At 44.8% G+C, this 24,856-nt stretch carries 22 protein-coding genes and 1 pseudogene; 19 read left to right on the top strand and 4 right to left on the bottom strand.

Annotation, left to right across the window (positions count from 1 at the left end):
* Positions 1–193: 193 nt before the first annotated feature.
* The 5 genes from J4N42_RS21070 to J4N42_RS21050 all read left to right on the top strand — a co-directional run bounded on the left by J4N42_RS21070 (position 194) and on the right by J4N42_RS21050 (position 6,021).
* Complete coding sequence (locus J4N42_RS21070; protein ID WP_252032033.1) at positions 194–1,567, top strand: metal-dependent hydrolase family protein; 1,374 nt, start codon at positions 194–196, stop codon at positions 1,565–1,567.
* A 92-nt stretch (positions 1,568–1,659) separates the two neighbouring features.
* Positions 1,660–2,328 (top strand): DUF3299 domain-containing protein, encoded by a 669-nt coding sequence (locus J4N42_RS21065; protein ID WP_252032031.1) that lies wholly within the window; start codon positions 1,660–1,662, stop codon positions 2,326–2,328.
* A 245-nt stretch (positions 2,329–2,573) separates the two neighbouring features.
* Positions 2,574–3,899, top strand: a complete 1,326-nt coding sequence (locus J4N42_RS21060) for a metal-dependent hydrolase family protein (RefSeq protein WP_252032029.1) — start codon at positions 2,574–2,576, stop codon at positions 3,897–3,899.
* Positions 3,900–3,981: 82 nt separating this feature from the next.
* A complete protein-coding gene (locus tag J4N42_RS21055) occupies positions 3,982–4,644 on the top strand; it encodes a DUF3299 domain-containing protein (RefSeq protein ID WP_252032027.1) in 663 nt (220 codons plus the stop codon).
* 111 nt (positions 4,645–4,755) lie between these two features.
* Positions 4,756–6,021 (top strand): carbohydrate porin, encoded by a 1,266-nt coding sequence (locus tag J4N42_RS21050; RefSeq protein ID WP_252032025.1) that lies wholly within the window; start codon positions 4,756–4,758, stop codon positions 6,019–6,021.
* Positions 6,022–6,085: 64 nt separating this feature from the next.
* On the opposite strand, the gene fghA is transcribed toward J4N42_RS21050, so the two are convergent.
* A complete protein-coding gene (gene fghA, locus J4N42_RS21045) occupies positions 6,086–6,922 on the bottom strand; it encodes an S-formylglutathione hydrolase (protein ID WP_252032022.1) in 837 nt (278 codons plus the stop codon).
* A 97-nt stretch (positions 6,923–7,019) separates the two neighbouring features.
* Positions 7,020–8,168: an S-(hydroxymethyl)glutathione dehydrogenase/class III alcohol dehydrogenase gene (locus J4N42_RS21040; RefSeq protein WP_252032020.1), complete on the bottom strand. Its 1,149-nt coding sequence runs from the start codon at positions 8,166–8,168 to the stop codon at positions 7,020–7,022.
* 288 nt (positions 8,169–8,456) lie between these two features.
* Between J4N42_RS21040 and J4N42_RS21035 the strand changes: the two genes are divergently transcribed.
* A complete protein-coding gene (locus J4N42_RS21035) occupies positions 8,457–9,263 on the top strand; it encodes an arylamine N-acetyltransferase family protein (protein WP_252032018.1) in 807 nt (268 codons plus the stop codon).
* Between the two features lie 3 nt (positions 9,264–9,266).
* On the opposite strand, the gene J4N42_RS21030 is transcribed toward J4N42_RS21035, so the two are convergent.
* Entirely contained in the window at positions 9,267–10,214 is a 948-nt protein-coding gene (locus tag J4N42_RS21030; RefSeq protein ID WP_252032016.1) for a LysR substrate-binding domain-containing protein, read from the bottom strand.
* Between the two features lie 134 nt (positions 10,215–10,348).
* Between J4N42_RS21030 and J4N42_RS21025 the strand changes: the two genes are divergently transcribed.
* Genes J4N42_RS21025 through J4N42_RS21010 form a run of 4 tightly spaced genes read left to right on the top strand, consistent with a single transcriptional unit; the run spans position 10,349 to position 15,120 of the window.
* Entirely contained in the window at positions 10,349–11,785 is a 1,437-nt protein-coding gene (locus tag J4N42_RS21025) for a Mur ligase family protein (protein ID WP_252032015.1), read from the top strand.
* Complete coding sequence (locus J4N42_RS21020; RefSeq protein ID WP_252032013.1) at positions 11,782–12,975, top strand: D-alanyl-D-alanine carboxypeptidase family protein; 1,194 nt, start codon at positions 11,782–11,784, stop codon at positions 12,973–12,975. The genes J4N42_RS21025 and J4N42_RS21020 overlap by 4 nt, the downstream gene beginning before the upstream one ends.
* The gene (locus tag J4N42_RS21015; RefSeq protein WP_252032011.1) at positions 12,968–14,191 is read left to right on the top strand and encodes an MFS transporter; all 1,224 of its coding nucleotides are present in this window, start codon (positions 12,968–12,970) and stop codon (positions 14,189–14,191) included. Before J4N42_RS21020 ends, J4N42_RS21015 begins: the two co-directional genes overlap by 8 nt.
* A gap of 41 nt (positions 14,192–14,232) precedes the next feature.
* Complete coding sequence (locus J4N42_RS21010) at positions 14,233–15,120, top strand: LysR family transcriptional regulator (RefSeq protein WP_252032009.1); 888 nt, start codon at positions 14,233–14,235, stop codon at positions 15,118–15,120.
* Here J4N42_RS21010 and J4N42_RS21005 read toward each other — a convergent pair.
* Complete coding sequence (locus J4N42_RS21005; RefSeq protein WP_252032007.1) at positions 15,110–15,694, bottom strand: LysE family translocator; 585 nt, start codon at positions 15,692–15,694, stop codon at positions 15,110–15,112. The genes J4N42_RS21010 and J4N42_RS21005 overlap by 11 nt on opposite strands.
* A gap of 122 nt (positions 15,695–15,816) precedes the next feature.
* On the opposite strand from J4N42_RS21005, the gene J4N42_RS21000 reads away from it, so the two are divergent.
* The 9 genes and pseudogenes from J4N42_RS21000 (at position 15,817) to tagH (ending at position 24,856) form a co-directional block, all read left to right on the top strand.
* Entirely contained in the window at positions 15,817–16,257 is a 441-nt protein-coding gene (locus J4N42_RS21000) for an Lrp/AsnC family transcriptional regulator (protein WP_252032005.1), read from the top strand.
* 346 nt (positions 16,258–16,603) lie between these two features.
* Positions 16,604–16,888, top strand: coding sequence for a type VI secretion system PAAR protein (locus tag J4N42_RS20995; RefSeq protein WP_252032003.1), 285 nt, complete (start codon positions 16,604–16,606; stop codon positions 16,886–16,888).
* A complete protein-coding gene (locus J4N42_RS20990; protein ID WP_252032001.1) occupies positions 16,872–17,867 on the top strand; it encodes a sel1 repeat family protein in 996 nt (331 codons plus the stop codon). The genes J4N42_RS20995 and J4N42_RS20990 overlap by 17 nt, the downstream gene beginning before the upstream one ends.
* A gap of 313 nt (positions 17,868–18,180) precedes the next feature.
* Positions 18,181–18,690: a type VI secretion system contractile sheath small subunit gene (tssB, locus tag J4N42_RS20985; RefSeq protein WP_252032000.1), complete on the top strand. Its 510-nt coding sequence runs from the start codon at positions 18,181–18,183 to the stop codon at positions 18,688–18,690.
* Between the two features lie 48 nt (positions 18,691–18,738).
* Positions 18,739–20,213: pseudogene (gene tssC / locus J4N42_RS20980) on the top strand (type VI secretion system contractile sheath large subunit).
* A gap of 4 nt (positions 20,214–20,217) precedes the next feature.
* Positions 20,218–20,649, top strand: coding sequence for a type VI secretion system baseplate subunit TssE (tssE, locus tag J4N42_RS20975; RefSeq protein ID WP_252031998.1), 432 nt, complete (start codon positions 20,218–20,220; stop codon positions 20,647–20,649).
* A 2-nt stretch (positions 20,650–20,651) separates the two neighbouring features.
* Positions 20,652–22,424, top strand: coding sequence for a type VI secretion system baseplate subunit TssF (gene tssF / locus J4N42_RS20970; RefSeq protein WP_252031996.1), 1,773 nt, complete (start codon positions 20,652–20,654; stop codon positions 22,422–22,424).
* Positions 22,388–23,398, top strand: a complete 1,011-nt coding sequence (gene tssG / locus J4N42_RS20965) for a type VI secretion system baseplate subunit TssG (protein WP_252031994.1) — start codon at positions 22,388–22,390, stop codon at positions 23,396–23,398. Before tssF ends, tssG begins: the two co-directional genes overlap by 37 nt.
* A gap of 3 nt (positions 23,399–23,401) precedes the next feature.
* Positions 23,402–24,856 carry a type VI secretion system-associated FHA domain protein TagH gene (tagH, locus tag J4N42_RS20960; RefSeq protein ID WP_252031992.1) on the top strand — a complete coding sequence of 485 codons (1,455 nt, stop codon included), beginning with the start codon at positions 23,402–23,404 and terminating at the stop codon, positions 24,854–24,856.

Below are 24,856 nucleotides of genomic sequence, written 5' to 3'. Positions count from 1 at the left end.
TTCGTGTCGTTTTACCTCTAAAGTACACCTCAGTTACTGAATGAATGTGAGTGCCACTCATTGGTTGTTTTAATGAGTTTATGCGTCTTACTGTGTCTATTCAGTAGAAACTTAGTAGGGATACTTCCTTTTATCGACGGGATAAAAGAACAGAAGAAAGGACTTACCACTTATCTTTTGAAGGGTAAATTCGATGAAAAAAGTGATGAAACTTTCGGCACTCGCAATTTCATGTTCGGTCGCATTTTCTGCCACTGCTGGCTCAACCTTGTTTACAAATGTCGATATTTTTAACGGTACAGAAGACAAGCTGTATGAAGACCACAATGTATTGGTTGTGGATGGCAAGATTGCCAAGATTTCATCCAGTGAAATCTTGGCTGGTGATGCGAGTGTGATTGATGGTCAAGGCAAAACATTAATGCCTGGCCTGATTGATGGCCACGCGCATATCATGATCAACTACAACTTCGATGATATTGAGAAGAACAAAGATCTCACAGACATTTCAATCAATGCTGTGACAGTCGCACAGCGTTACATCGATGATGGTTTTACCTCTGTTCGTGATGCGGGTGGCCCAGCATTTGGTTTAGCGCGTGAAATCAACGCTGGCAACATTACTGGTCCACGTATCTACCCATCGGGTGGTTTTATTTCACAAACTTCAGGTCACGGTGACTTTAGGGACCGTGCTGACGCTGGCTTCAGTGCGCAAGTTGAAGGCGATGTGTCTAACTTCGAACGCATGGGTATTGGTAATGTTGCTGATGGTGTTCCAGAAGTTTTGCGTGCTACCCGTTTGAACCTTCGCCAAGGCGCAACACAAATTAAAATCATGGCTGGTGGCGGTGGTTCATCGCGCTTTGACCCAATCGATACCACTCAATACTCGAAAGAAGAAACCTGTGCGATTGTAGAGGCAGCAGCGGATTGGGGCACGTACGTCATGGCGCATACGTTCAACGACCGCTCGGTTAACCGCTTACTTGATTGTGGCGTAAAGACGTTTGAGCACGGCTTCTTCATTAACGACGACACGATGAAACGTATTGCGAAAGAGGGCGGGTACATCGTTCCTCAAATGTGGGGACTATCACCAGACCTAGCAAAGAACCCATTAATGCCAGCAGAAAAGCTGCCAATGGTTGCGAAGCTGCAAGAGCAATATGGAGACTTTGGTCAAAGGCTGCTTAAACACGGTGTAAAAGTAGTATTTGCGTCGGATTACGTGGGTGTTAACTCAGATGCAGAGCGTGCTCGCCGCTACGAAATCTACTGGCGTACTCAAGCATACGGAAGCAACTTTGAAGTGTTGAAACAAATGACTTCTACAGCAGGTGAAATGTTAGCGCTGTCTGGCCCTCGTAACCCTGCGAAAGGCAAGCTAGGTGTGATTGAGAAAGGCGCAATTGCTGACATCCTACTGGTTGAAGGCAACCCACTAGAAGACATGTCGGTAATTGGTGCGACTCCAAAATGGTTCGATGCAGACCCAGAGTACAAGAAGATCGACACGATCAAACTGGTGATGAAAGACGGCGAGATTTACCGCAACGAGATGTAATTCGTCTTTATTCCACTTGTTTCACTATCGATTAAAAGGCAGCTCGCCCTGCCTTTTTTCTTAATCTCAATGTTCTGTTTCGAGGTATCCAAATGCGTAGCTACACCAAGTTCATTTTAAGTTTCATTGTAAGCGCGGCAATGGTAACGCCAGCGATGGCTGACGACGCTACGGTAACATATTGGCATGAACTCACGCCAAGTATGGTAACGGTAGAAGACCCTTTTGCAGCGCTAGATCAAAACCAAATGTTTGATGTAGCGACGCTGGCGAGGTATCAGGAAGCGAAGCAGCAAGAAGGTTTTGTAGAGAGTAAACAAGCCACTAAGGATATTGCGCTAATTAAAGCGAGGCTTGCAGATGATGGCATCGACGTTGAGCACCTATTTAAAAAGCGCGAAGAAACCATGCAGCAACGTGAAAAATTGGCCACTTTGCCTAACCAAGATGTATTAGATACAAACCGAAAAATTCCGGGCTTTATTACCCCGATTGAAATGGATGGAACAAAAGTCACAAAGTTTTTCCTAGTGCCAACTGCTGGCGCATGCATCCATACACCACCACCTCCGCCAAACCAATTGGTTATGATCGATTACCCACAAGGAATCGAGCTAGTAACCCTTGCGACACCTGTGTGGGTTGAGGGAACGTTGGTCGCAGAAGGTTCGGTAGAGAACGTTAATTACTCAGATGGTGCTGCTGATGTGGAATCTGTTTATTCCATGAATGCTGAAGATGTAGAGTTTTATCAGCCATAAGCGATTTCTCACCTATGATTTTGTCATCAAATGGCAATTCTAAGTTCTTGAAAAATTAGTCTTTTACGTCTAAGTTACTGAATGTATCCAGTTGTTGTATAAGTCACTGATATATCCAGTAACTTTTTTGTATCAGTCGAACAAGTCATTAGGGGGAGTTGCCCCTAAAACACATAACAACACAACTATTCCCCCGGATGGAGAGTAGTTCCCAAGAGTCCTTCTCTTTTTACAAGGAAAAAATAATGAATAAAGCAATAAAACTGTCTGCTGTTGCGCTCTCTTGCTCAATTGCCTTTTCTGCTTCAGCGGCTTCAACCATTATTAGCAACGTTAATATCTTCAACGGCGTCGACAACAAATTGTACGAGAATCACCACGTACTGATTGTCGATAACAAGATCGAAAAAATCTCCACTCAACCTATTCAAGCTGATGACGCAACTGTTGTGGATGCAGGTGGAAAAACCATGATCCCAGGCCTGATCGACATGCACTCTCACCTGTGTATTCAAGAAGGGATGTTGGTAGGTCGAGATGACTACGACCAAATGGCAATGGGCGCACGTACTTACGTTTCAATGCAGCAATATCTAGAGCAAGGCTTCACTACTGCCCGCGATGCAGGCTGTAACATCCTTGGTGTTGCAAAAGCCGTGAACAATGGCTTGATCGACGGTCCGCGTATTTATCCGTCCGGTGGCTTCCTAAGCCAAACAGGTGGCCATGCCGATACGGGCAGCTTCAACGATCAACCTGGCCGTGTAGATGACCTTGAGCGCCATGGCTTTGGCTACATTGTCGATGGCAAAACTGAAGTGCGTCGAGCAGCACGTCAGAACCTTCGTGCTGGTGCAACTCAAATTAAAGTCATGGCTGGCGGCGGTGTGGCCAGTGAGTTTGACCCAATCCATATGACGCAAATGTCGGTGGAAGAGCTGGAAGCGGCTGTGGAAGTGGCAAAAGATTACGGCACGTACGTTACTGTGCATGCTTACCATGACCGTTCGGTAAACCGTGCGATTGATGCTGGTGTACGTACCATTGAGCACAACTTCCTGGTTTCTGAAGATACAATGAAGCGTATGAAGAAAGAAGGCGTAGCACTTTCTGCTCAAGCTGTAATGTCATTGAAAGCATTCGCTGATCCAGAGTCGATTACTTTCTTTAGCCCAGACCAAAAAGCAAAAGCATCGAAGGTGTATGAAGGTGCACTGCAGATGTTTAAGTGGGCTAAGAAGCATGATGTCCTAGTGGTAACCGGTGGCGATATGTTTGGCCCTGCGTATAACATGGCTCAAGCCGAGAACATGATTTACATGCAGAAAGCAGGCTATACCCCATACGATATTTTGAAAATGGGTACTTCAAATGCAGCAGAAGTATTGAGCTGGAGTGGTGGTATGAACCCATACAAATACGGTTCATTGGGTAAAATCGAGGCTGGCGCGTATGCAGATTTAATTCTAATCGATGGTAACCCACTGGAGGACATCGAAATATTGAGCCAATACCAAGAGAAGTTCCAGTACATCATGAAAGATGGCAAGGTGTATAAGAACACGCTGTAACTCGTTAATGTGTTAGGTATGAGCGCAGGGCCAATCGTGCTTCTGCGCTCTTTATTTCTCTATCAAGTTAATGTGAGGATGTATGGCTCAATACAACAAAGTTCTCGTTTTCATTACTGCATTTTTCCTTTCATTGGGTGTGTTTGCTCAAGAGTCCAAAACGTTATTTTGGGAAGATCTATTACCTCAAATAGACACGATTGAGGATCCATTTGAAGCGCTGACCTTAGATCAAATGTATGACCTCAGCACGATTGCTGAATTCAAACATGCGCAAACACAGCCAGATTTTGAGCCAAGCGAGGCTCAGTTAACTGAAGTTAAGCAAGCTCGAGAACAGCTAAAACTAGGCAATGTGGATGTGGATTATCTCTTCTCGATGCGTGAAAAGATCGCTCAGCAGCGTAAGGCCTTGGCGACTCAGCCTAATACGCAAGCTCTGAATGGCAAACGCCGTATTCCTGGCTATATTACGCCGCTTGAAACCGATGGTAGCAAAGTCACTCAATTCTTCTTGGTACCAACTGCTGGTGCCTGCATTCATACACCGCCTCCTCCACCAAACCAACTAGTGCTTGTTACCTTTCCAGAAGGTGTTGAGTTGCCTTCGTTGGAGACACCATTTTGGGTTGAGGGTGAATTAATCAGTGAGCTGACTGAACAAACCGTTAATTACTACGACGGAGCCAGCGATGTTAAGTCTGTCTACCAGATGGATGCGTCGACGGTTGAATTGTACTTATAAACGTATCGCCGGTAGGTGAGCTAATGAATACGCTGTCACCAAATGGCAATTATTCTTTCACTCAATATATAAAATAAAAACAGTATTCAATATTAAGCAGTGGGTATAACGATGAAATTAACAAAATTAAGTCTAACGATAGGGCTGGCGCTTTGTTCTGCAGGAGCGATGGCTGATGGTGCCAATTTTGGTAGTCCAGATACCGTAGAAAATACCATTGCTTCGCAAACGGCTGCGAAGAAAACGTGGCGAGAAAACTTAGCAGACAACGGAATCACAATGGGAGCAGACTACTTTGCTCTAGGCCTGCATTCATCTGATGGAGTTAATGGTGGTGACGTCTCTAATGCTTCTGGGATCGCGCGATTTTATGGTTCTTGGAATTTGGTAGGCCAAGAGTCTGGAAATACAGGCGGTATCGTATGGAAAGTAGAACATCGCCATGCATATACCGACTACGCTCCGAAAGACTTTTCAGGAACTACGTTTAAAAGCCCTGATAACATCGGTTATGTGGGCATGATTTCTCCAGCCTACAGCGACCAAGGCTTTCGTGTAACCAACCTCCATTGGAAGCAAAAGTTCAATGGCGGCAAGACATCACTGATTGTTGGTTGGCAGGATGTCACGGATTATGTTGATACGTATGCACTGGCTAGTCCGTGGACCGGATTCTCTAATCTAGCGTTTAGTACCGGTGCTGGAGCAATGGGCCTACCCGATGACGGCATTTTAGCCATATCTGCTGGCCACATGCTAAACGATAATTTTTATGTCGTTGGTGGAATTGCTGATGCAAAAGGTAAATCGGACGACATTTTTGAAGGTTTTAACACCGCGTTTGGTGACAGTACCTACTTCACGACGTTAGAGCTTGGTTGGACGGCATCGCAAGAGCAAATCTATACCGATAATTTCCACGTAACGTTATGGCATTTTGATGAAGGCTCAAGACACAGCTTATCGTCTACCGTGCTTCCCGATGGAACAGTTGTTGGTGGTGAAAGTGGTAAAGGTATTAATTTCTCATGGAGCCAGTTCTTGTCTCCTCAGTTAATGCCGTTTGTACGTGGTGGCTTTTCTGAAGGCGATGTTGCACTTTATGATAAATCTCTGAGCGTCGGCTTTGGTTACTTTGGATTAGGTGCACCTAAAAACAATTTAGGCTTTGCCGTCAACTGGTCTGAAACAAATAGTGATACCTTGCAAACATTTGTTGGAGCAAGTGACGATCAGTTTACCGCTGAGCTTTACTACAACATCGCAATTGGAGAGCATTTCCAAATCACCCCTGATATTCAGTTTATCAAGGACCCAGCACTTTCCGACGAAAGTAGCGCAATTGTATTTGGCTTGCGTGGTCGAGTATTTTTCTAAACGTAACGCAATAAAAAGCCGCCAGAAGAGGCGGCTTTTTTGTACGTAAAGCATTCTAACACGATCAAGCAAGGTGCTTCGCGTGGAACGCTAAGTGCTCGTCGATGAAGCTAGAGATGAAATAGTAGCTGTGGTCGTAACCCGGCTGCATTCTTACTTCTACCGGAGACGCGTGGACCTTAGCGGCTTCGATAAGTGCTTCTGGCTTTAATTGCTCGGTTAGGAAACCATCGGCATCGCCTTGGTCGACCAAAATTGGTAATTCACTTTTGGCTTGCTTCAAGAGTTCGCTGGAATCGTATTGCTTCCAACTTTCAACATCTGAGCCCAGATAAGCGCTAAACGCCTTCTGACCCCAAGGGCAACCCATTGGATTACTGATTGGTGAAAAAGCAGAAATAGAGCGGTAATTACTGCTATTTTTCAGGCCAATGGTGATAGCACCGTGCCCACCCATGCTGTGGCCAGAGATAGATTTTACGCTGGTTACAGGGAAATGTTCCTCAATGATCTTTGGCAGTTCAGCAGTAATGTAATCGTACATCTGGTAATGCTGAGCCCAAGGCTTTTGTGTGGCATTTAAATAAAAACCAGCACCTTGGCCTAGGTCGTAGTTATCGTCATCCGCGACGCCTTCACCGCGAGGGCTTGTGTCTGGCGCGACAACAGCGATCCCAAGCTCTGCAGCTTTACGAAAAGCTCCCGCTTTTTGCATGAAGTTTTCGTCGGTACACGTTAAGCCAGATAGCCAGTAAAGCACAGGAACAGGGGTTGCTTTGCTTGCATTTGGCGGTAGAAAAATCGCGAAGCGTGCAACGCCGTTTAAGCTTTGAGATTGATGCGTATATTGTTTATGCCATCCACCACATACCTTGGCTTGGCTAATATTATCTATGGTCATTGAATACCCCGAGTATGAACATTTTGGATAAAGAGAAATCATAAAGAAGCCTCCCTTTAGGTTACGGTATGTAACGTGGAGGAGGCTTCAGCTGGGATTACTTATCCATATGTAAAACAGTACGGATAGATTCACCTTTGTGCATCAGTTCGAATGCTTCGTTAACGTCAGCTAGGCCCATAGTATGAGTGATGAACTCTTGTAGACCGAATTCGCCAGCCATGTAACGGTTTACGATTTCTGGAAGCTCAGAGCGGCCTTTAACACCACCGAAAGCAGAACCACGCCATACGCGACCTGTTACGAGTTGGAATGGGCGAGTTGAGATCTCTTGACCTGCACCCGCAACACCAATGATGACCGATTCACCCCAGCCTTTGTGACAACACTCAAGAGCTTGACGCATCACGTTGACGTTACCGATACATTCGAATGAGTAGTCAACACCACCGTCTGTCATTTCAACAATCACTTCTTGGATTGGCTTGTCGAATTTCTGAGGGTTGATTACGTCTGTCGCGCCAAGTTGTTTTGCTAGGTCGAACTTGCTCTCGTTGATATCTACACCGATGATGCGGCTAGCTCCAGCCATGCGAGCACCAATGATTGCAGACAAGCCAATTCCGCCTAGACCGAAGATAGCAACCGTGTCGCCTTTTTCTACTTTAGCTGTGTTGAGTACTGCACCCATACCAGTGGTTACACCACAACCTAGAAGACACACTTCTTCAAGTGGCGCTTCTTTGTTGACTTTCGCTAGTGAGATTTCTGGAAGAACTGTGTACTCAGAGAAAGTAGAACAACCCATGTAGTGGAAAATAGTCTCACCGTTGATAGAGAAACGGCTTGTGCCATCTGGCATTAGACCTTTACCTTGAGTTTCACGAACTGCCTGACACAGGTTGGTTTTGCCAGATTTACAGAACTTACACTCACCACATTCAGCTGTGTAAAGTGGGATAACGTGGTCACCAACTTCAACACTTGTTACGCCTTCGCCAACCATTTCAACGATACCGCCACCTTCGTGACCAAGGATTGAAGGGAAGATTCCTTCTGGATCGTCACCTGATAGTGTGAATGCGTCAGTGTGACAAACACCAGTAGCGACGATGCGTACTAGCACTTCGCCAGCTTTTGGAAGTTGTACATCAACTTCTTCCATTTTAAGTGGTTCGCCAGCAGCCCATGCCACCATTGCTTTTGATTTGATAGAGGTTTGACCTGGTTTGATTTCAAGTGCCATTGGATGTTCCTTATTAATTTATAGGTTGGGCAATCGAGTAAAGCGTAGTTGAGCTTTGCTTATTTCGCCCTGTCGTTTTGTTGGGTGCTAGTATAGGTTTTTTTCTATTTGTGATAATCCCATTAAAATGAAAATGATTTTTACGTATATGTAATAGTTGGGTTGCTGGACTGATTAACAGACTGAATTTCAAAACAATAGGCAACAAATATGAAATTTGTATTGACCTCAATTTAGCTTGAGGTTTTATAGTGAGGCCGGTTGATGTAACGGCGCATAGGAGCACAGATGAACGAACAACAATTCTCAGCTTATTTAGAGAAGGTAGGATTAACACATAAGCCGAGTGTGACAATGACAGGGTTACTCGATCTGCATCGTGCTCAGCTACTGACTATCCCATTCGAAAACTTCGATATTGCTCTAGGGAGAGGAGTCTCGTTACGAAAGGAGGATCTATATCGAAAGTTACTTGGTCAAAAGCGAGGCGGCTATTGTTTTGAGTTGAATGAATTGATGTTTGAAGTGCTGAGGTTTATAGGATTCGAAGCTCAGCGAGTGCTGGCACGCGTGCATTTATCTGGTGAGCCCACAGGGCGCAGTCACCAAGTGACCATGGTGGAACTAGATGGTGAGCAATTGTTGGTTGATAACGGCTTTGGCTCGGCGACTCCTCGTACACCGTTAAAGCTTTCTATTGATGAGGTGATTCATACAGATTTGCAAACCCTCCGTTTTACCCTAGATGATGACTTTGGCTATATGTTGCAGCAACAGAATACCGACGATTCAGGTTCATTGATTTGGAAGAATTTATACAGTTTCGATTTAGAACATGTTTGTGAAGCTGACATTCGTTATGGAAACTATTATGTGTCGACGTACCCCGAATCCCATTTCGTTACCTCGCGTATAGCTGCATTACCGACCCCAGATGGTTTAATTACCTTGCTTAATCATCGAATTAAAGTCGTTAGTGGTGGAGAAACTCAGGAAATAGAATTGGCCTCGGGGCAAAGCTATCTTGATGCGCTGCAACGTTATTTCTCCATTGAGCTCGATTCACCCTATTCAGACTTAACACCTATCAGCTAGCTGTTAGTCATAGGTGCTGATTTGGCGTGACTCATTGACTTGCTGCTGTATCAGCTGTCGAACGAGGGTCGATAGCCAAACAACTTTAGGGTGTTTGCTATCGCGTTTCAGAGTCACCATTTCAATATCGAAATCTGGAATATCAATGGGAGGGGGGCATAGAGTCAATTGATCGTGGATTAACTCTGAGCGCCCAACCATTTCAGCCATAACGGCCAGGTGTTTTCTGCCTGACAGCATGCGTCGAATGGTTAAGAAACGGGTGGTCCCCAATACCACATTTCGAACTACCCCGAGGGAAGCTAATGTATTGTCTACTTGGCTGGTCAGTTGATCATTGGCGGTGATGATCATTTGTGGGGTAGCGAGATAGGTCGTTAAAGGTATGGGAAGCTCTGTTTTCAGCACACTATTATCAAACGTGCACAGGTGCTTTTCTCTGTATAAGAAGGTTGATTCAACGTTGCTAGGCATTGCATTGAATACACCGATACAAATATCAGTGTTGTGATTCTCGAGGAGGTCGACACAGTTTTCATTATCGGCGGGTTTGAACAACACTTTTGCATTTGGTGCGTGGGCCTGTAGCGCATCGAAAATATTGGGGCCAAAGATTTGTTCTGCGTAATCGCTGACGCCAATCGAAAATTTCCCTTCATATTCACTAGGGTTAAATTGCTCCGAAGGCAAAATGTCTTGCGTGAATATAGCCAAAATTTCTTGAACCTTTGGTGCAATCTCAACCGCTCGGCTTGTAGGCTGCATTCGGTTGCCATGGCGTTCAAATAGAGGATCGTCAAGAAGCTCTCTTAAGCGTTTTAAATTATAGCTGGTGGCCGGTTGTCCTAGGTGTAGATACTTGGACGCCGCCGACACACTGCCAAATTGAAATAACGCATCAAAAGTAAGTAGCAGGTTAAGATCAATTCCCTTCCAGTTTAGTTCTTTCATTTCTACTTCTTATTCCATCTCAGGTTATCAATGTTACTAATATATTAGATTGATTTGTTCGATTTCATCGATGTTCTATTGGGAAATATACTCAAGTTCATAAGAGTTTCCTAGAAAGAAAGGATGTGAAGCGGGTGTCGAACAAAAAACTTGAGCAGTGTCTGGATCTGTTATTAGAGCTACCGATCCAGACCTTTAGCACCAATAGTGAGTGGGTGGCGAAAAATCATGTATTTGTGTGTCGTGAAGGGGCGGTACATGACAGTCATGGTTATGTGACGCACGCGATCGAAAATGGAGCGATTGCTATCATTGCGACAAAGCCAGTACAAGCGACCGTCCCAGTTATTGTTACGGATAGCTACTATCAAAGCGTATCTCTTATAAAGGCGTATTACCGTTTCCCGCACCATCAACTCAAGCATATCGGTATTACGGGTACTAACGGTAAAACCACAATCGCCTACGGACTTCAGCAAATTCTGACGCGTCAATGTAAGTCGAGTTATATCGGTACATTGGGGGTGAAATATGCCGACAAGCATGAGCCCTTGGACAATACCACGCCCGATGCGGTGACGTTACTTAATCTATTTGACGACATGGTTAACGCTGGGGTACTGCTCAATGTTATGGAACTGAGTAGTCACGCACTGGCGCAAGACAGAGCTGGTTTCGTTCCTCTGGAGGTGGGTGTCATTAGCAACATTGGTCGTGACCATTTGGACTATCACCGAACTATCGATGGGTACGTTCAAGCGAAATTGCAACTGATTGACCGCATTAAACCTGGTGGCACCTTAGTCGTTAACCTAGACGATCCTCACGCGGGAGTCGCGATTGATCGAGCGAAATTGAGAAACAACGTAATGACGTTTTCAATTGGGAACCATGAAGCTGATGTCGTTGCCGATGAGGTACAGGCTACTCAGTTTGGCAATCAGTTTACTATGTATTACCAAGGTGAACATGCGGTTGTCGATTCTCAAATGCCGTTTCGTTTTAATGTTGAAAACCAGCTTGCGATGGCAAGCGTGTTACTCAGTCAAGGTTGGCGACTCAACGCTGTTGCAGCAGCTTTAAGCGGGCTCACCCCAATCAATGGACGAAGCCAGTTCATCTCTCTCGACAATCGAGCGACTGCACTTGTTGACTACGCCCACAACTACGATGGGCTGCTGGCTTTGTTTCAAGGGATCGATGTCCGCCAATGGGGAAAGGTTATTACTGTTATTGGTGTAACGGGAGACAGAATCCGTGAGGCCGCGCGAATTGGACAGTTATGTGCGGAGCATTCTGATGTCGTTATTTTTACGTCGGATAATCCGCTGGGGGAAATGCAGGAAGACATCTTTCGTGCTTTGACATCTCGAGTTGGGGATACACCCTACTACGAAGTGAGTGACAGGCTTGAAGCTATCCAGCTAGCCAAGCAATTAAGCCGTTCTCAAGATTTATTGTTGTTGTGTGGCAAGGGGCATGAGCTTCATCAGCATGTCACCGCCAACAAAATCGGTCGTCAAAGCTATATTGGAGATAGGGCGGCAGTAAGTATGGAGGGCAAACAATGAAACGAGGGTTATCGGCGTCAATATGTTTGCTACTGATTATGATTAGCTTGCCTAGTACGGCTGTTATCACACCTAATCCACCAGAATTGAGCGCTAAAGGATACGTTCTAATGGATTTCAATTCTGGGGCTGTGATTGCACAGCAAAATGCCAGAACAGAATTGGCCCCAGCTAGCTTGACTAAATTAATGACGGCGTTTGTTGTCGGGCAAGAGATTCGTTCAGGTCGCTTAGCTTGGGACGACGTTGTGAGCGTCAGCAAAAATGCTTGGTCGGCTAATTTTCAAGGGTCATCACTGATGTTCATCAAGCCTAAAGATGAAATTACAGTGCGTAACCTGATGACAGGGTTAATTGTCCAATCTGGTAATGACGCTGCAGTTGCATTAGCTGAGCACATTGCAGGTAGTGAAAGTGCTTTTGTTAGCCTGATGAATGGTTGGGCCCAGTCGCTGTCACTGGAAGACACTAGATTTATCAATGCACATGGGCTGGATGGTGATGGGATAAAAACCTCTCCGTTGGATATGGCAAGGTTGTTAACGGCCTTGATAAAAGAACTCCCAGAAGTCTATCAACTCTATGGTTTAAAGACATTTCAATGGAATGACATAACCCAATATAACCGCAATAAATTATTGTGGGATCGCTCAATTGACGTCGATGGCGGTAAGACAGGATATACCGAAGCGGCAGGGTACAGCTTGGTCAGTTCTGCAACAGAAGGCAGTATGAGGTTGATATCGGTAGTGATGGGAGCGAGTAGTGAACAATCAAGAGCAAGTGCCTCTAAAGCGTTGCTCAACTATGGTTTTCGATTCTTTGATACCCAGCAAGTGATGGACGAAGGCCAAATTGAGGCTCGAGTACGAGTTTGGAAAGGGCAACCCGAAAACGTTGGTGCGCTTGTTGACCAAGACGCCTATCTAACTTTACCTCGTACTGTGAGTTCCGGCTTAAGTAAAAAGGTGATCGTGGACAAATGGATTACCGCTCCGCTTGCTAAAGGTGATCTGCTGGGGAGGGTTGAATGGCGAAATGGTGGAAACATCGTAGCAACTTATCCCATAGTCAGTGCTGAAGATGTGACCTTATCCGGTTGGGTAGGACAAGTATGGGACGGAATCAAATTAAGGTTCAGCAAGATGCTTGCCTGGCTATCTTCTCAAATGGGAGGAGGAAATGACTGAGATCGCTCATCCCCAATCAATGTGGAAAAACTCAAACTACTTGCGACTGCTGTCGGCTCAGGTCATCTCATTGGTTGGGACGGGCATGAGCTCTGTTTGCCTTGCTTTGCTTGCCTATGAACTCGCGGGAGACGAGGCAGGGTATGTGCTCAGTATCGCTTTTGCACTCAAGATGCTGGCGTATATTGTTTTAGCGCCGCTGTTTGGAACAGTAGCGCATAAGTTACCGAAACGAAAAACACTGTTTGCTCTCGACTTGATTCGGGCATTGATGTTTGTTTGTTTGCCGTTCGTCACTGAAGTGTGGGAAGTGTATGTACTGATGTTCGTCATCAATGCATGTTCCGCGGGGTTTACCCCTCTATTTCAGTCGACACTACCTTTAGTTCTGCCCGATAAAACTCAATATGCTAAAGCTCTTTCATTGAGCCGAATGGCTTATGATCTAGAGCAGATCTTTAGCCCTATGTTGACAGCAATGTTATTGAGCTTAATTGGTTTTCGCCAGTTGTTTATGCTCGATGCGGGGACCTTTGTTTTGTCCGGTATTCTGATCTTATTTTGTGCTTTGCCTAATTGGAAAGCGGCGGATGTCCAAGCGCAGCGAATGAACGCACCTCGTTTAGGGGAAAACATTAAGCTGTATTTGTCGAAGCCCAAACTCAAAGCACTATGGTTTGCCTATCTAGCGGTTGCTAGCGCTTCTGCGATGGTATTGGTTAATACCGTGATATATGTCCATGAGGTATTGCATGGAGACGAAACTCAAACCGCACTGGCCATGATGATGGTAGGTTTTGGCTCCATGGTCATGGCGTTTCGATTACCTAGGTGGCTGGAATATTATCCACCACAGCACTTTCACTGGATGGGGTTGGTCACCATTTGTGGGGCGTTTGCTCTTGGTAGTCTAACACCTGGTTGGATTGGCTTTGGGGTAATGTGTGTTGCGATGGGAGTAGGCATGTCTTGTATTCAAACTTCTGCTGGGCTTTTGATTACCAAAGAATGTGGCGAAGGTGATAGCACGCCATACTTTGCTGCGCATTTTTCGTTGACTCACTTCTGGTGGCTGTTTACATACTTAGCTGCTGGGATAAGCGTGAAAGTGTTAGGGCTAGGCGTTGGTTACATGCTCATGGGTTTACTGTGTCTAACTAGCTGTGTGCTCTATTATCGAGTTGGCAATATGTCCATCAAGAACGACGAAAAATGATATGCTTGATGGAGTTTGTATATCGTTGATAGGTAGATCCAATGGCAAGTTGGGAAGGGGTCAGTGAGTTCGTTGCTGTAGTGGAAACGAACAGTTTTACTGATGCAGCTAAGAAACTGAATACCTCTGTGGCGCAAGTGAGCCGAAGAGTTTCGGCACTTGAAGAACGGCTAGCGGTGAAGTTGCTTCTTCGTACTACCCGGAAAGTCTCGGTAACGGAAGCTGGGCTAGTCTACTTCCAGCAATGTAAGCACCTGGTGGATGGTTTAGAAATGGCAGAGCTAGCTGTTACCCAGATGCAAGCGTCACCGAAAGGACTGTTGAAAGTTACTGCTGCAGTCACTTATGGCGAAATGCATTTGGCGCCGCTACTTCACCAATTTCTTGAACAATACCCGCAGGTTGATTTAGAGCTCATCCTTACTAATCAACGACTAGACCTAATTGAACAAGGGATTGATGTTGCGATTCGTTTAGGGCGATTAGAAGACTCTAGCTTGATCGCTAAGCGCTTGTCTCAGCGCCAACTCTATGTGTGCGCGACGCCAGAATACTTAAGCCGGTTTGGTGAACCTCATACTCTGTCTGAACTGACACATCACCAATGTTTAGTCGGTTCATTAGAACATTGGCGATTCAAGGAGAATGGCAGAGAAAAATCGGTGCGAGTATCGGGTCGCATCAAATGCAATAGTGGTTTCGCGCTTTTGGATGCAGCTAAGCGACATTTGGGCCTAGTTCAGCTTCCTGACTACTATGTACAAACCGCATTAGACAATGGAGAATTGGTTGAAGTACTGAGCGATTATCGTGATGACAGAGAAGGGATTTGGGCGATGTATCCACAAAACCGGAACTTGTCGCCCAAAGTTCGCCTGTTGATTGATTTCTTAGCACAACAGTTTAGTGAACAGGCTGCTACAACATAGGAATTGTAGAGGCGAGCAGTAATGCTGCCATTGAAATGTTAAAGCCCTTAATACGCATTGGTGTCGTTAGCCAGCGTTGTAGCTCTCGACCTGCCGCAGCCCAGAAGCTGACGGAAGGCAAATTCACCAACATGAACACAAGAGAAATTAACAGCAGTTGAGCGAGACTGTTTCCAGAGCTGTAGACTGTGATAGCTGTTAATGCCATAGACCAACCTTTTGGGTTTACCCACTGAAAGCTTGCAGCACCAAGAAACGTCAGTGGTTTGAAATCGTCCACTTTGCCCGCTTTACCACTAGTCGCAATTTTGAGCGCCAAATACACCAAATAGATTAAGCTCAGGTACTTAAGAATTTGGTGTACAACCGGGTATGCAGTGAAAACGCCCATTAAGCCGAATCCAACCAATAGCAGCATTACCGAAAAGCCGACAGCAATCCCCAACATATGAGGAATCGTGCGTGCAAATCCAACATTAGCACCAGAGGTCATCAACATAATATTGTTTGGGCCCGGCGTAAACGTGGAGACAAATGCAAACAGGGTTAAAGCGACGAGTTGTTCAAAGTCCATCCAAAAAATTCTCCAAAGTATGTTCATAATCATTGCCGGCTAAAACAATGTTAAGTGGATTTGGACGCAATTGTGTGCTTTTATTGGATTGTTTTGGACTATTTAAGCAAGGAAATTTGTCGGTGGATAAGTTTGACGAAAGAATATTGCAACATCTGAAAGGGGATGGAAGAATCTCCAATGTGGAACTCTCGGAGCGAGTGGGATTATCGCCATCAGCAACATTAAGGCGTGTTCAGGAGTTGGAGCGAACGGAAGTCATCACTGGCTATCGTGCTGTGCTTTCAAATGAACGGTTAGGCGTTGGATTTGTTGCCTATGTGTCTATCGGTTTGTCGAGCCACAGAAAACAGTCCCAGTTAGAGTTTGAAGAGCATGTTCGATTTGAAGATGAAGTCGTCGAGTGTCACAACATAACCGGTGCAAACGAGTATTTATTGAGAGTAGAAACAAAGGATTTACAGAGTTATAAACGATTTCACGCGGACGTATTAGGTGAATGTGTGCATGTGAAATCGATTACAACAATGGTGGTAATGGATACACCAAAAGATCAAAGATAATGATTATCACCTTAGTAACAGATGCTTTTAATAATATTATTATTTTTTAGATTACTAAATAGTCAGTTTTTAATTTATCTTGCCTTGGATAGTTTTATTAATTAGAAAATAATAAATTAGTTATTTAGATTGAATTAATATTTAATCGGCAACAATTAATATTCTGTAACAAGATAGCGTTTGCTTAACTTTATTTTCGGGCAATATTTAGTCACCCATCACAAATCTTACCTGGTGTGAGCAATATTTTGCTCAGTCGTGATGTTTTCCTTGCTCCGGCACGGTGAAATTTCAGGAATGCAATTTGCTTCTTAGAGCTCTTTCAAGATTCACGGAGTTCGACCAAATGGGCAATGGTATAATTGTTGGTGATATAGGAACGGATCATGATGGATTCCCTGCTACTCCAGTGACAGCGGGATCTGGAACCGTCAAATTTGATGGTGTGGCAGCGGCAAGAGCTGGAGATCCACTAGAGCCTCACGATAAGCCAAAGAACCCTTGTCATGACCGCGCGATCGCCGCAGGATCTGGAAGCGTAAAAATTGACGGGATGCCTGCCGCAAGAGCTGGAGACCCAGTTACATGTGGTGGTGTGCTGACTGGAGGCTCTAGTGTCAATATTGGCTAGGTTTTCATTTATAGCACTGTTTGCGTGCACTGCCTCAGCTCAAACCGAACTGTACGATGAGCAGCAATTGTCACCGCAGCAAGCACAGGAAGTCGGTAACTTACTAAGGGCACAGTACAAAATTACTGAAGCGTTTCGGTACTTGAAGTATGCGGCTGATTTGGGTGATGCGAAAGCCGCTTATCTGTATGCCATTGAGCTTCAACACACCCCGAGTACGTTGCGTAGAAATGATGATTTCGAAGTGTATATGCTCCGCTCTGCGAAAGCAGGTTATATAGATGCAGCTCTATATCTCTATACCCAAGCAGATTGGCTTGAATCCACCGAGAAAAGTAACTGGCGCTCTCGCTATTATGAAATGGTGATTGAACTCGGGGCGTCAGACCCAAACCAAGCTTTCTACCGACTATACAATTATTTCAAAACTAGTGAACCGGAACTGGCGAATTACTACTTAAAGCAATCAGCAAGCAATCTTTACCCTTTGGCTGTGATGGCCACCGCAGCCAATATAGCGAATGGGCAAGGCACGTTTCTTATGCCTGGCTCAAGAGAAACGGAATCAAGGCTGATGTATAAAACGGCTGCAGAAAGCAATTTTCTGCCAGCGATTAGGCACTATATATTGTTGTTAGAACAAAAGAATAAGCGCGAAGAAGCCTTTGAATGGCGGTTAAAGGCTATTGAACTCGGTGATCTCAATTCGTTGGCTGTGGCGGGGCGTGCTTATGCGGGGATGTCTGAGTATTACTCTTTTGTAGCTAGCGATAGTATTAAAGCGAAAAGCTATTTAGACCTGTATTTATCTTATGCGGGTTCGGATAAGTTGGCCAATGTATATGCTAATGCGCAAACTCTATCTACGTCTTTATCTAAAGTGATGACGGCTGATCAGATCGAGCAGGCTAATATTAGAGTTGAAGAATATAAGCAGAGCACTACCTATTATAATTTTGATTATCACTGGGGTGTATAATTTCTTCATGAATGCTTTCTTATTACGTATTTCCTCAGGTTTGTAATAGTGCTTTTTTATTGGATCAAGATCAAACTTCTTGGTGTGGCCTGTGTGTTTTATATATTTAAATATATAGACTCCGGCTCTGTCATTAAATTGATCATAAATAAATTATAAAATATAAATTTATCAATAATTGACTCGGCTTAAATATTAATAATAACAATTAAGTCAATTATTAAAGAAAACTAATTTACTATTTCTAACTGAGATAACTATCAATTTCTTGGTTATTTACAGCAACGTTAAGTATAGGTATTGGAGACGTTAAATGTCTAAAGAAGGAAGTGTCGCTCCTAAAGAGCGAATTAACATTAAATATATTCCTGCTACTGGGGATTCCCAAGCTGAAATAGAACTGCCTCTCAAAACGCTTATTGTCGGTGACTTTAAAGGTCATACCGAAGAAACGCCAGTTGAGGAAAGGGAAACCGTTTCAGTAGACAAGAACAATTTCGAGTCTGTAATGCGCGAAAGCGAATTAAAGATCTCGGCAACGGTCGGAAACAAGCTATCAGATAACCCTGAAGATGAACTACCGATCGAATTGAACTTTAAATCTTTAGCAGATTTCGCTCCTGATTCTGTTGCGGAACAAGTTCCAGAACTAAAAAAATTGATTGAATTGCGTGAAGCCTTAGTGGCGCTTAAAGGCCCGTTAGGCAACATTCCTGCGTTCAGAGATCGTCTACAAGACATTTTGAACTCAGAAGAATCACGTGAGAAGTTGCTATCAGAGCTAAACCTCGTTAGCAACCCAGAAGAAGAGCCTCAAGCTTAACCTTGCTTGACTTGTAACACTCGTTATTTTTAGAACTAGGAATCACACATGTCCACAACGGAATCTGTACTCGAAAGAGCCCCTCTCGAGCAAGGCGGCTTACTTGAAGAAATCATGGCGCAAACTCGTATTACTCCAAATGAAGAGGGATACGATATTGCTAAAAAAGGTGTCGCGGCGTTTATTGAAAATCTGATTGGTAACAATAAATCAGCGGAGCCAGTAAATAAATCTCTGGTTGACCAAATGTTGGTTGAGTTGGATAAGAAGATCAGTTCACAGATGGACGAAATCTTACACAACGAATCATTCCAGCAAATGGAGTCTTCGTGGCGTGGTCTAAAATTGCTCGTTGACCGTACTGATTTTCGTGAAAACAACAAGCTAGAACTTCTTCATGTGACCAAAGAAGAGTTGTTAGACGACTTTGAATTTGCACCTGAAACTGCACAGTCGGGTTTGTACAAACACGTTTACTCTTCAGGCTATGGTCAGTTTGGTGGTGAGCCTGTTGGTGCAATGATAGGTAACTATGCCTTCACTCCTTCAACTCCAGACATGAAACTGCTTCAGTACATGGGCGCATTAGGTGCAATGGCACATGCACCATTTATTTCTAGCGTTGCTCCCGAATTCTTTGGTATCGATTCTTTCGAAGAATTACCAAACCTAAAAGTCTAAAGTCTACTTTCGAAAGTCCTAAGTACACTAAGTGGCGCTCTCTACGTGAGTCTGAAGATGCACGTTACCTTGGTCTAACAGCGCCTCGCTTCTTGCTGCGTGTTCCTTACGACCCAACAGAAAATCCAATCAAATCATTTAACTACACCGAAAACGTAAGCGCTTCTCACGAGCACTACCTGTGGGGTAACACCGCATTCGCATTCGCAACACGTTTAACAGACAGTTTTGCTAAGTACCGTTGGTGTCCAAACATTATTGGCCCACAAAGTGGTGGTGCAGTTGAAGATCTTCCGGTTCATGTATTCGAATCTATGGGCGCGCTCCAAAGTAAGATCCCGACAGAAGTTCTAGTGACAGACCGTAAAGAGTTCGAACTTGCAGAAGAGGGCTTCATTGCGCTAACAATGCGTAAAGGAAGTGACAACGCCTCTTTCTTCTCGGCAAACTCGGTTCAAAAGCCGAAAGTATTCCCTAATACCAAAGAAGGCAAAGAAGCGGAAACTAACTATAAGTTAGGTACTCAACTACCGTACATGATGATCATCAACCGCCTTGCGCACTATGTGAAAGTACTACAGCGCGAGCAGATTGGTTCTTGGAAAGAACGCCAAGACCTTGAGCGCGAGCTCAATGGTTGGATCAAACAATACGTTGCGGATCAAGAAAACCCGCCAGCGGATGTACGTAGCCGTCGTCCACTTCGTGCTGCGAAAATCGAAGTATTGGATGTTGAGGGTGATCCAGGTTGGTACCAAGTGTCTCTAGCAGTGCGTCCGCACTTCAAGTACATGGGTGCAAACTTTGAGTTGTCATTAGTTGGTCGTCTAGATCAGGCATAACTTTATGACATACCTAGCACCTGAAGAGAGTGCTTTTGGTGTCGGCTTCCTAGAACGCTTGGAAGCCGATGCTAAACCTATTTCGTTGACCCGTGGGCCGGAACTAGGTGATGTACTTGATTCAATAAAACGAAACGTATCCAACATTCTTAATACCCGAATAGGTGGAGCTCAAAGTGCCCCGTTGTTAGGCCTGATTGACTTCAACGATGCAACGCTCGACACCATGGATCTATCGCTACGCATTAGAATTGCTATCCAATCTTGCTTGGAAGTATACGAGCCAAGGCTGGCTAAAATCGAAGTGCGTTCTAGCTCCGAATTGGGTATGAATTTGAAATTTCAGATATTCGCTGAACTCAATTGTGATGCCTTGCACCAGCGTGTGCAGCTGCAACTGATGTTGGACCAGAACCGTAAGTACAGAGTGTATTAGTCATGACTCATGACAAGTATTTCAGAGAAGAACTTTCGTTCCTAAAAGAACAAGGGAAAGAGTTTACTGAGCTGCACCCCCAGTTAACTCGTTTTTTACACTGTAAAACGACCGACCCGGATGTCGAGCGCTTACTAGAAGGCTTTGCGTTCCTTACTGGTCGATTACGTGAAAAAGTAGAAGATGAGTTTCCCGAGTTAACTCACTCCATCATCAATATGCTGTGGCCGAACTACTTGAGGCCAGTGCCGAGCATGAGTATTGTTCAGTTCACACCAGAAAGAAGTGTGAGTGCGAGGCATTGCATTGAAAAAGGCACTCAGTTAGACAGCAAACCTGTTTTTGGAACCAAATGTCACTTCACCACTTGTCGTGATGTTCAGCTTTATCCGGTGATATGCGAAGACGTTACCGCTCACCACTCTCGTGAAAGTACTGTGGTAGAAATTGCGCTGAACGTATCGGGAGACTTGACCGCCGGAGAGGTTGGCTTGGATTCACTTCGCTTTTACCTTGGCGGAGATAAGTACAGCTCGCAAATGCTATACCTCTGGCTGAATCACTATCTTGATAGCATTGTCGTTGAAGCAAATGGTACCGAATTCAAAGTACCACAAGACGCTTTCTCTACTGTTGGATTCGAGTCAAATGATGGCTTACTGCCTTACCCTTCGAATGTCTATGAAGGCTATCGTATTCTTCAGGAGTATTTGTCATTTCCGGAAGCGTTCCAGTTTGTCGATGTCTCAAGGCTTAAGTCTGCATTACCCGCTTCTTTGTCGGGTAAATTTTCACTGAAAATTCGTTTCTCTAAAACCCTACCTACAGATGTGCGGGTTAGGAAAGAGAGCTTCCAATTGTATTGTGTACCTGTGGTAAACCTGTTTGAGCATGACGCTGATCCAATAGATTTAACAGGCAAGCGCACAGAGTATCGTATCGCACCGTCGAGCCGTTACCCTGCTCACTATGAGATTTTTAGCGTAGATAACGTATTTGGTTGGCAAGATAGCAGCCAGAGCAGTGGCCAACGAATCCGTGGCCTTAAACGCCAGTATTCTTCTTTTGAAAGTTTCCAGCATGAGATAGAAAGAGTCAGGAATCGAGAAGCCTTGTATTACCGTGTTCGAGTCAAAGAGAGCATAAGGGGCGACGGATTTGACCATTTCATTTCATTTGTGCGTGGTGACGAAACCCAATGCATAGATGTCGATGAAGCTGTGTCATTGAAGATGATGTGCTCTAACAGACAACTACCAGTTGAACTAAGTGTCGGCGATATCTGTGAGCCTACAGATACATCTCCGCCTTATGCATCGTTTGCGAACATCACGCCTCCAACACAGTCTTTACGTCCGGTACTTGATGGCAGTTTACTGTGGACTTTGATCTCGAATCTGTCGCTTAACTATTTGTCGTTACTATCTAAAGATGCCTTGAGCAGTATTTTACGTGCTTATGATTTTAAAGCATTGGTTGATCGTCAAGCAGAGCGTGTTGGACGAAAGCGCCTAGAGGGTCTAGTAAAAATAGAATCCAAGCCAGTCGACAAACTGTTGCGTGGAATGCCGGTAAGAGGTCTCGCATCGACGATACATATCGACCAAAACTGCTTCGCTTCAGAAGGCGACCTATATCTATTTGGCACTGTTTTGAGCCGATTCTTTGCCCTTTACGCCAGTATCAACTCATTCCATGAGTTGGTGGTAGTCAACACAACGAATAAAGAGACCTATACATGGGGAACTCAGATTGGAATGCAGCCGCTGATCTAAGTGCCCGTGATGAGGCAGAAGGTCGGATTGAGCAAACGGACATTCGTGAATACAGCTTTTACCCGCTAGTGGAGTTGTTGCTTAAGCAAAAAGGAATAGAACCAGAAGCTGAGCTTTGGGAGCGCGATTGCGATTTGGTGTTCAGTGCCAATCCTAGTTTAGGCTTCTCGCCGGCTGACATTCACTCTTTATCGAGCAGCGAACAACGCATGCTGCTCGAAACTAATTTCTTTGGTTTGACGGGGTCACAATCTCCGTTGCCAGGGTTTATTTTGGAGCAACTGGTCAATGAAGAAGAAGGAGGAATGAAGCGTCCATTCCTTGATTTCTTCAATAATCGATTGATCAACCTTGTGTACCGAATTTGGCGTAAGTATCGATACTACATCCGCTTTTCTGAAGGCGCAGAAGACCAGTTTTCAGCACAGCTGTTTGCCCTAGTGGGGTTAGCAGATCCTCACCTAAGAGGCGAAACGCCAATCAATTGGTGCAAGATGCTGGCTTACTCAGGTGTCTTAGCCGGAAGGAGTCGCTCACCATCAGTGGTCGCGGGGATTATCTCCCACTGCTTCGAGTTGCCTGACGTGACAATAAAGCAATGGGTGCAAAGAAAGGTATTGATTGATGAACAACAAAAAATGGCGCTGGGGCTTCAAAACGGCAGTTTAGGTTGTGACACGGTGATTGGAGATAGTGTTACTGATGTGAACGGTAAGTTCACTGTGTGTATCAGTGGCCTGACCAAAGAGCGTTTTTCGGACTTCCTACCTTCCGGCAAGGAATATCAGCCGCTGTGTAAATTAGTCGAATTTATTCTACGAGAGCAAATGGCCTACGACATAGAACTAAAAATGCTGGAAGAACAAACACCGACAATGAGCTTTAACAAAAACAGTGCAGTTGCGCTCGGGTGGACCAGCTTTTTAGGCCAAGGTCCGGATGAACAGTCAGTCACCATTCAAGTGAGGCAGTAACAAATGAACTCAGCTCAACAATCTATATCGATGGTTGTATCTAACGTCCACCTTCTGGATTCAGGTTTGTCGCCGCAATGCGTGTTTGACAAGACTGGTGGTGTGATTGGTTCCTCCGCAACTAATCAGTGGCACTTAAAAGATGCACGGGGTGATGTAAAAGCGAACCACTGTGAAATTGTGTTGTTTGATGGTGCTTTTTGTGTCCGCGATACCAGTGGGCATACGTACATCAATAGTGCCAGCATGCCGATAGGCAAAGATCGCCTAGCTAAATTGCAAAATAAAGATGTGCTGACCATCGGAGCGTATCAAATAAAAGTACATCTGGGTGATGGAGCACAAGATCTAGCTCTCACTGAAGGTGCGTTAGAGCAGCTGTTTGAAAACGAGCGAATTGACTTATTGGAAGATGGTGAAGCCCCGAAGGTTACCGGTGATAACCCTATGGCTAAGAGTAGCGACCCTCTGAGTGCATTAGATGCAATAACGGCTCAAGCAGTAAAAAAAGACGACTTATTGTCTGACGACTACGAGCTACACAATACCGAGCAACCAGAAGACCCCACTTATACCGAGCCGACTCAGTATGAAAGTAAGCTCGATTTTACCCCGCAAGCGGACAGTGAGTACGAAATGACATCGTCGATACGACTCAAGAACATATTAGGGTTTGGTAAGCGCAAGGCTAAAAAGCCAGCTACTGAGCCTCAAACACCCATCAATCAAAATAATCAAAGTAACGTTTCAGAGGGCTTAGGAATGGACGACAAGGTTTTAGATCTTTTAGAAGAGGAAGTAGCAAAATCCTATCAAGGTGAGCCACTTGCACCTGCAGCGAGTTCGCTATCAACAGGCACATCAAACCATTTGCTAACAGGCCCGATGCTAACAGGGCTTGGTGTGGAAGTAAGTGACTCTGATGATATGACCAAACTGCACTTCTTATCAGAAGAGATTGGCGAATCGCTACAGTCATGCATTAAAGGTTTGTTGGACTTACACGCACAGGTAGGTAATGGCCGATTTGGGGTAGTTAACCGTAACTTACAACCCATTGAAGATAACCCTCTGCGTCTAGGCTTGTCGTATGAAGAGACGGTAAGAACTATGTACGACTCGGAAAAAAGTCTTGTTCACTTGTCTGCACCTGCGGCGATATCTGAAAGTTTGGAAAATGTTCGCAACCATAATGATGCAATGCAGCATGCAACTTCTGAAGCGTTAAACCAGATCTTGCAGGCCTTTTCACCAGAAGTGCTTTTGAAGCGATTCAATAATTACAAGCGCAAAACCAACCAAGTCGAGCAATCTGGCGAGTCTTGGGCGTGGAATATGTACTGCAACTACTACCAAGAACTGACTTCGAATCGTCAGCAAGGGTTTGAAAAACTGTTCTGGGAGATTTTTGAGCAGTCTTACGACAAGAAGATACGAGAACTTCAAGCGGAGTTGTAA

Source organism: Vibrio sp. SCSIO 43135 (assembly GCF_023716665.1).
Classification (GTDB): Bacteria; Pseudomonadota; Gammaproteobacteria; order Enterobacterales; family Vibrionaceae; genus Vibrio; species Vibrio paucivorans.
This window is presented reverse-complemented; position numbering and strand designations above follow the sequence as displayed.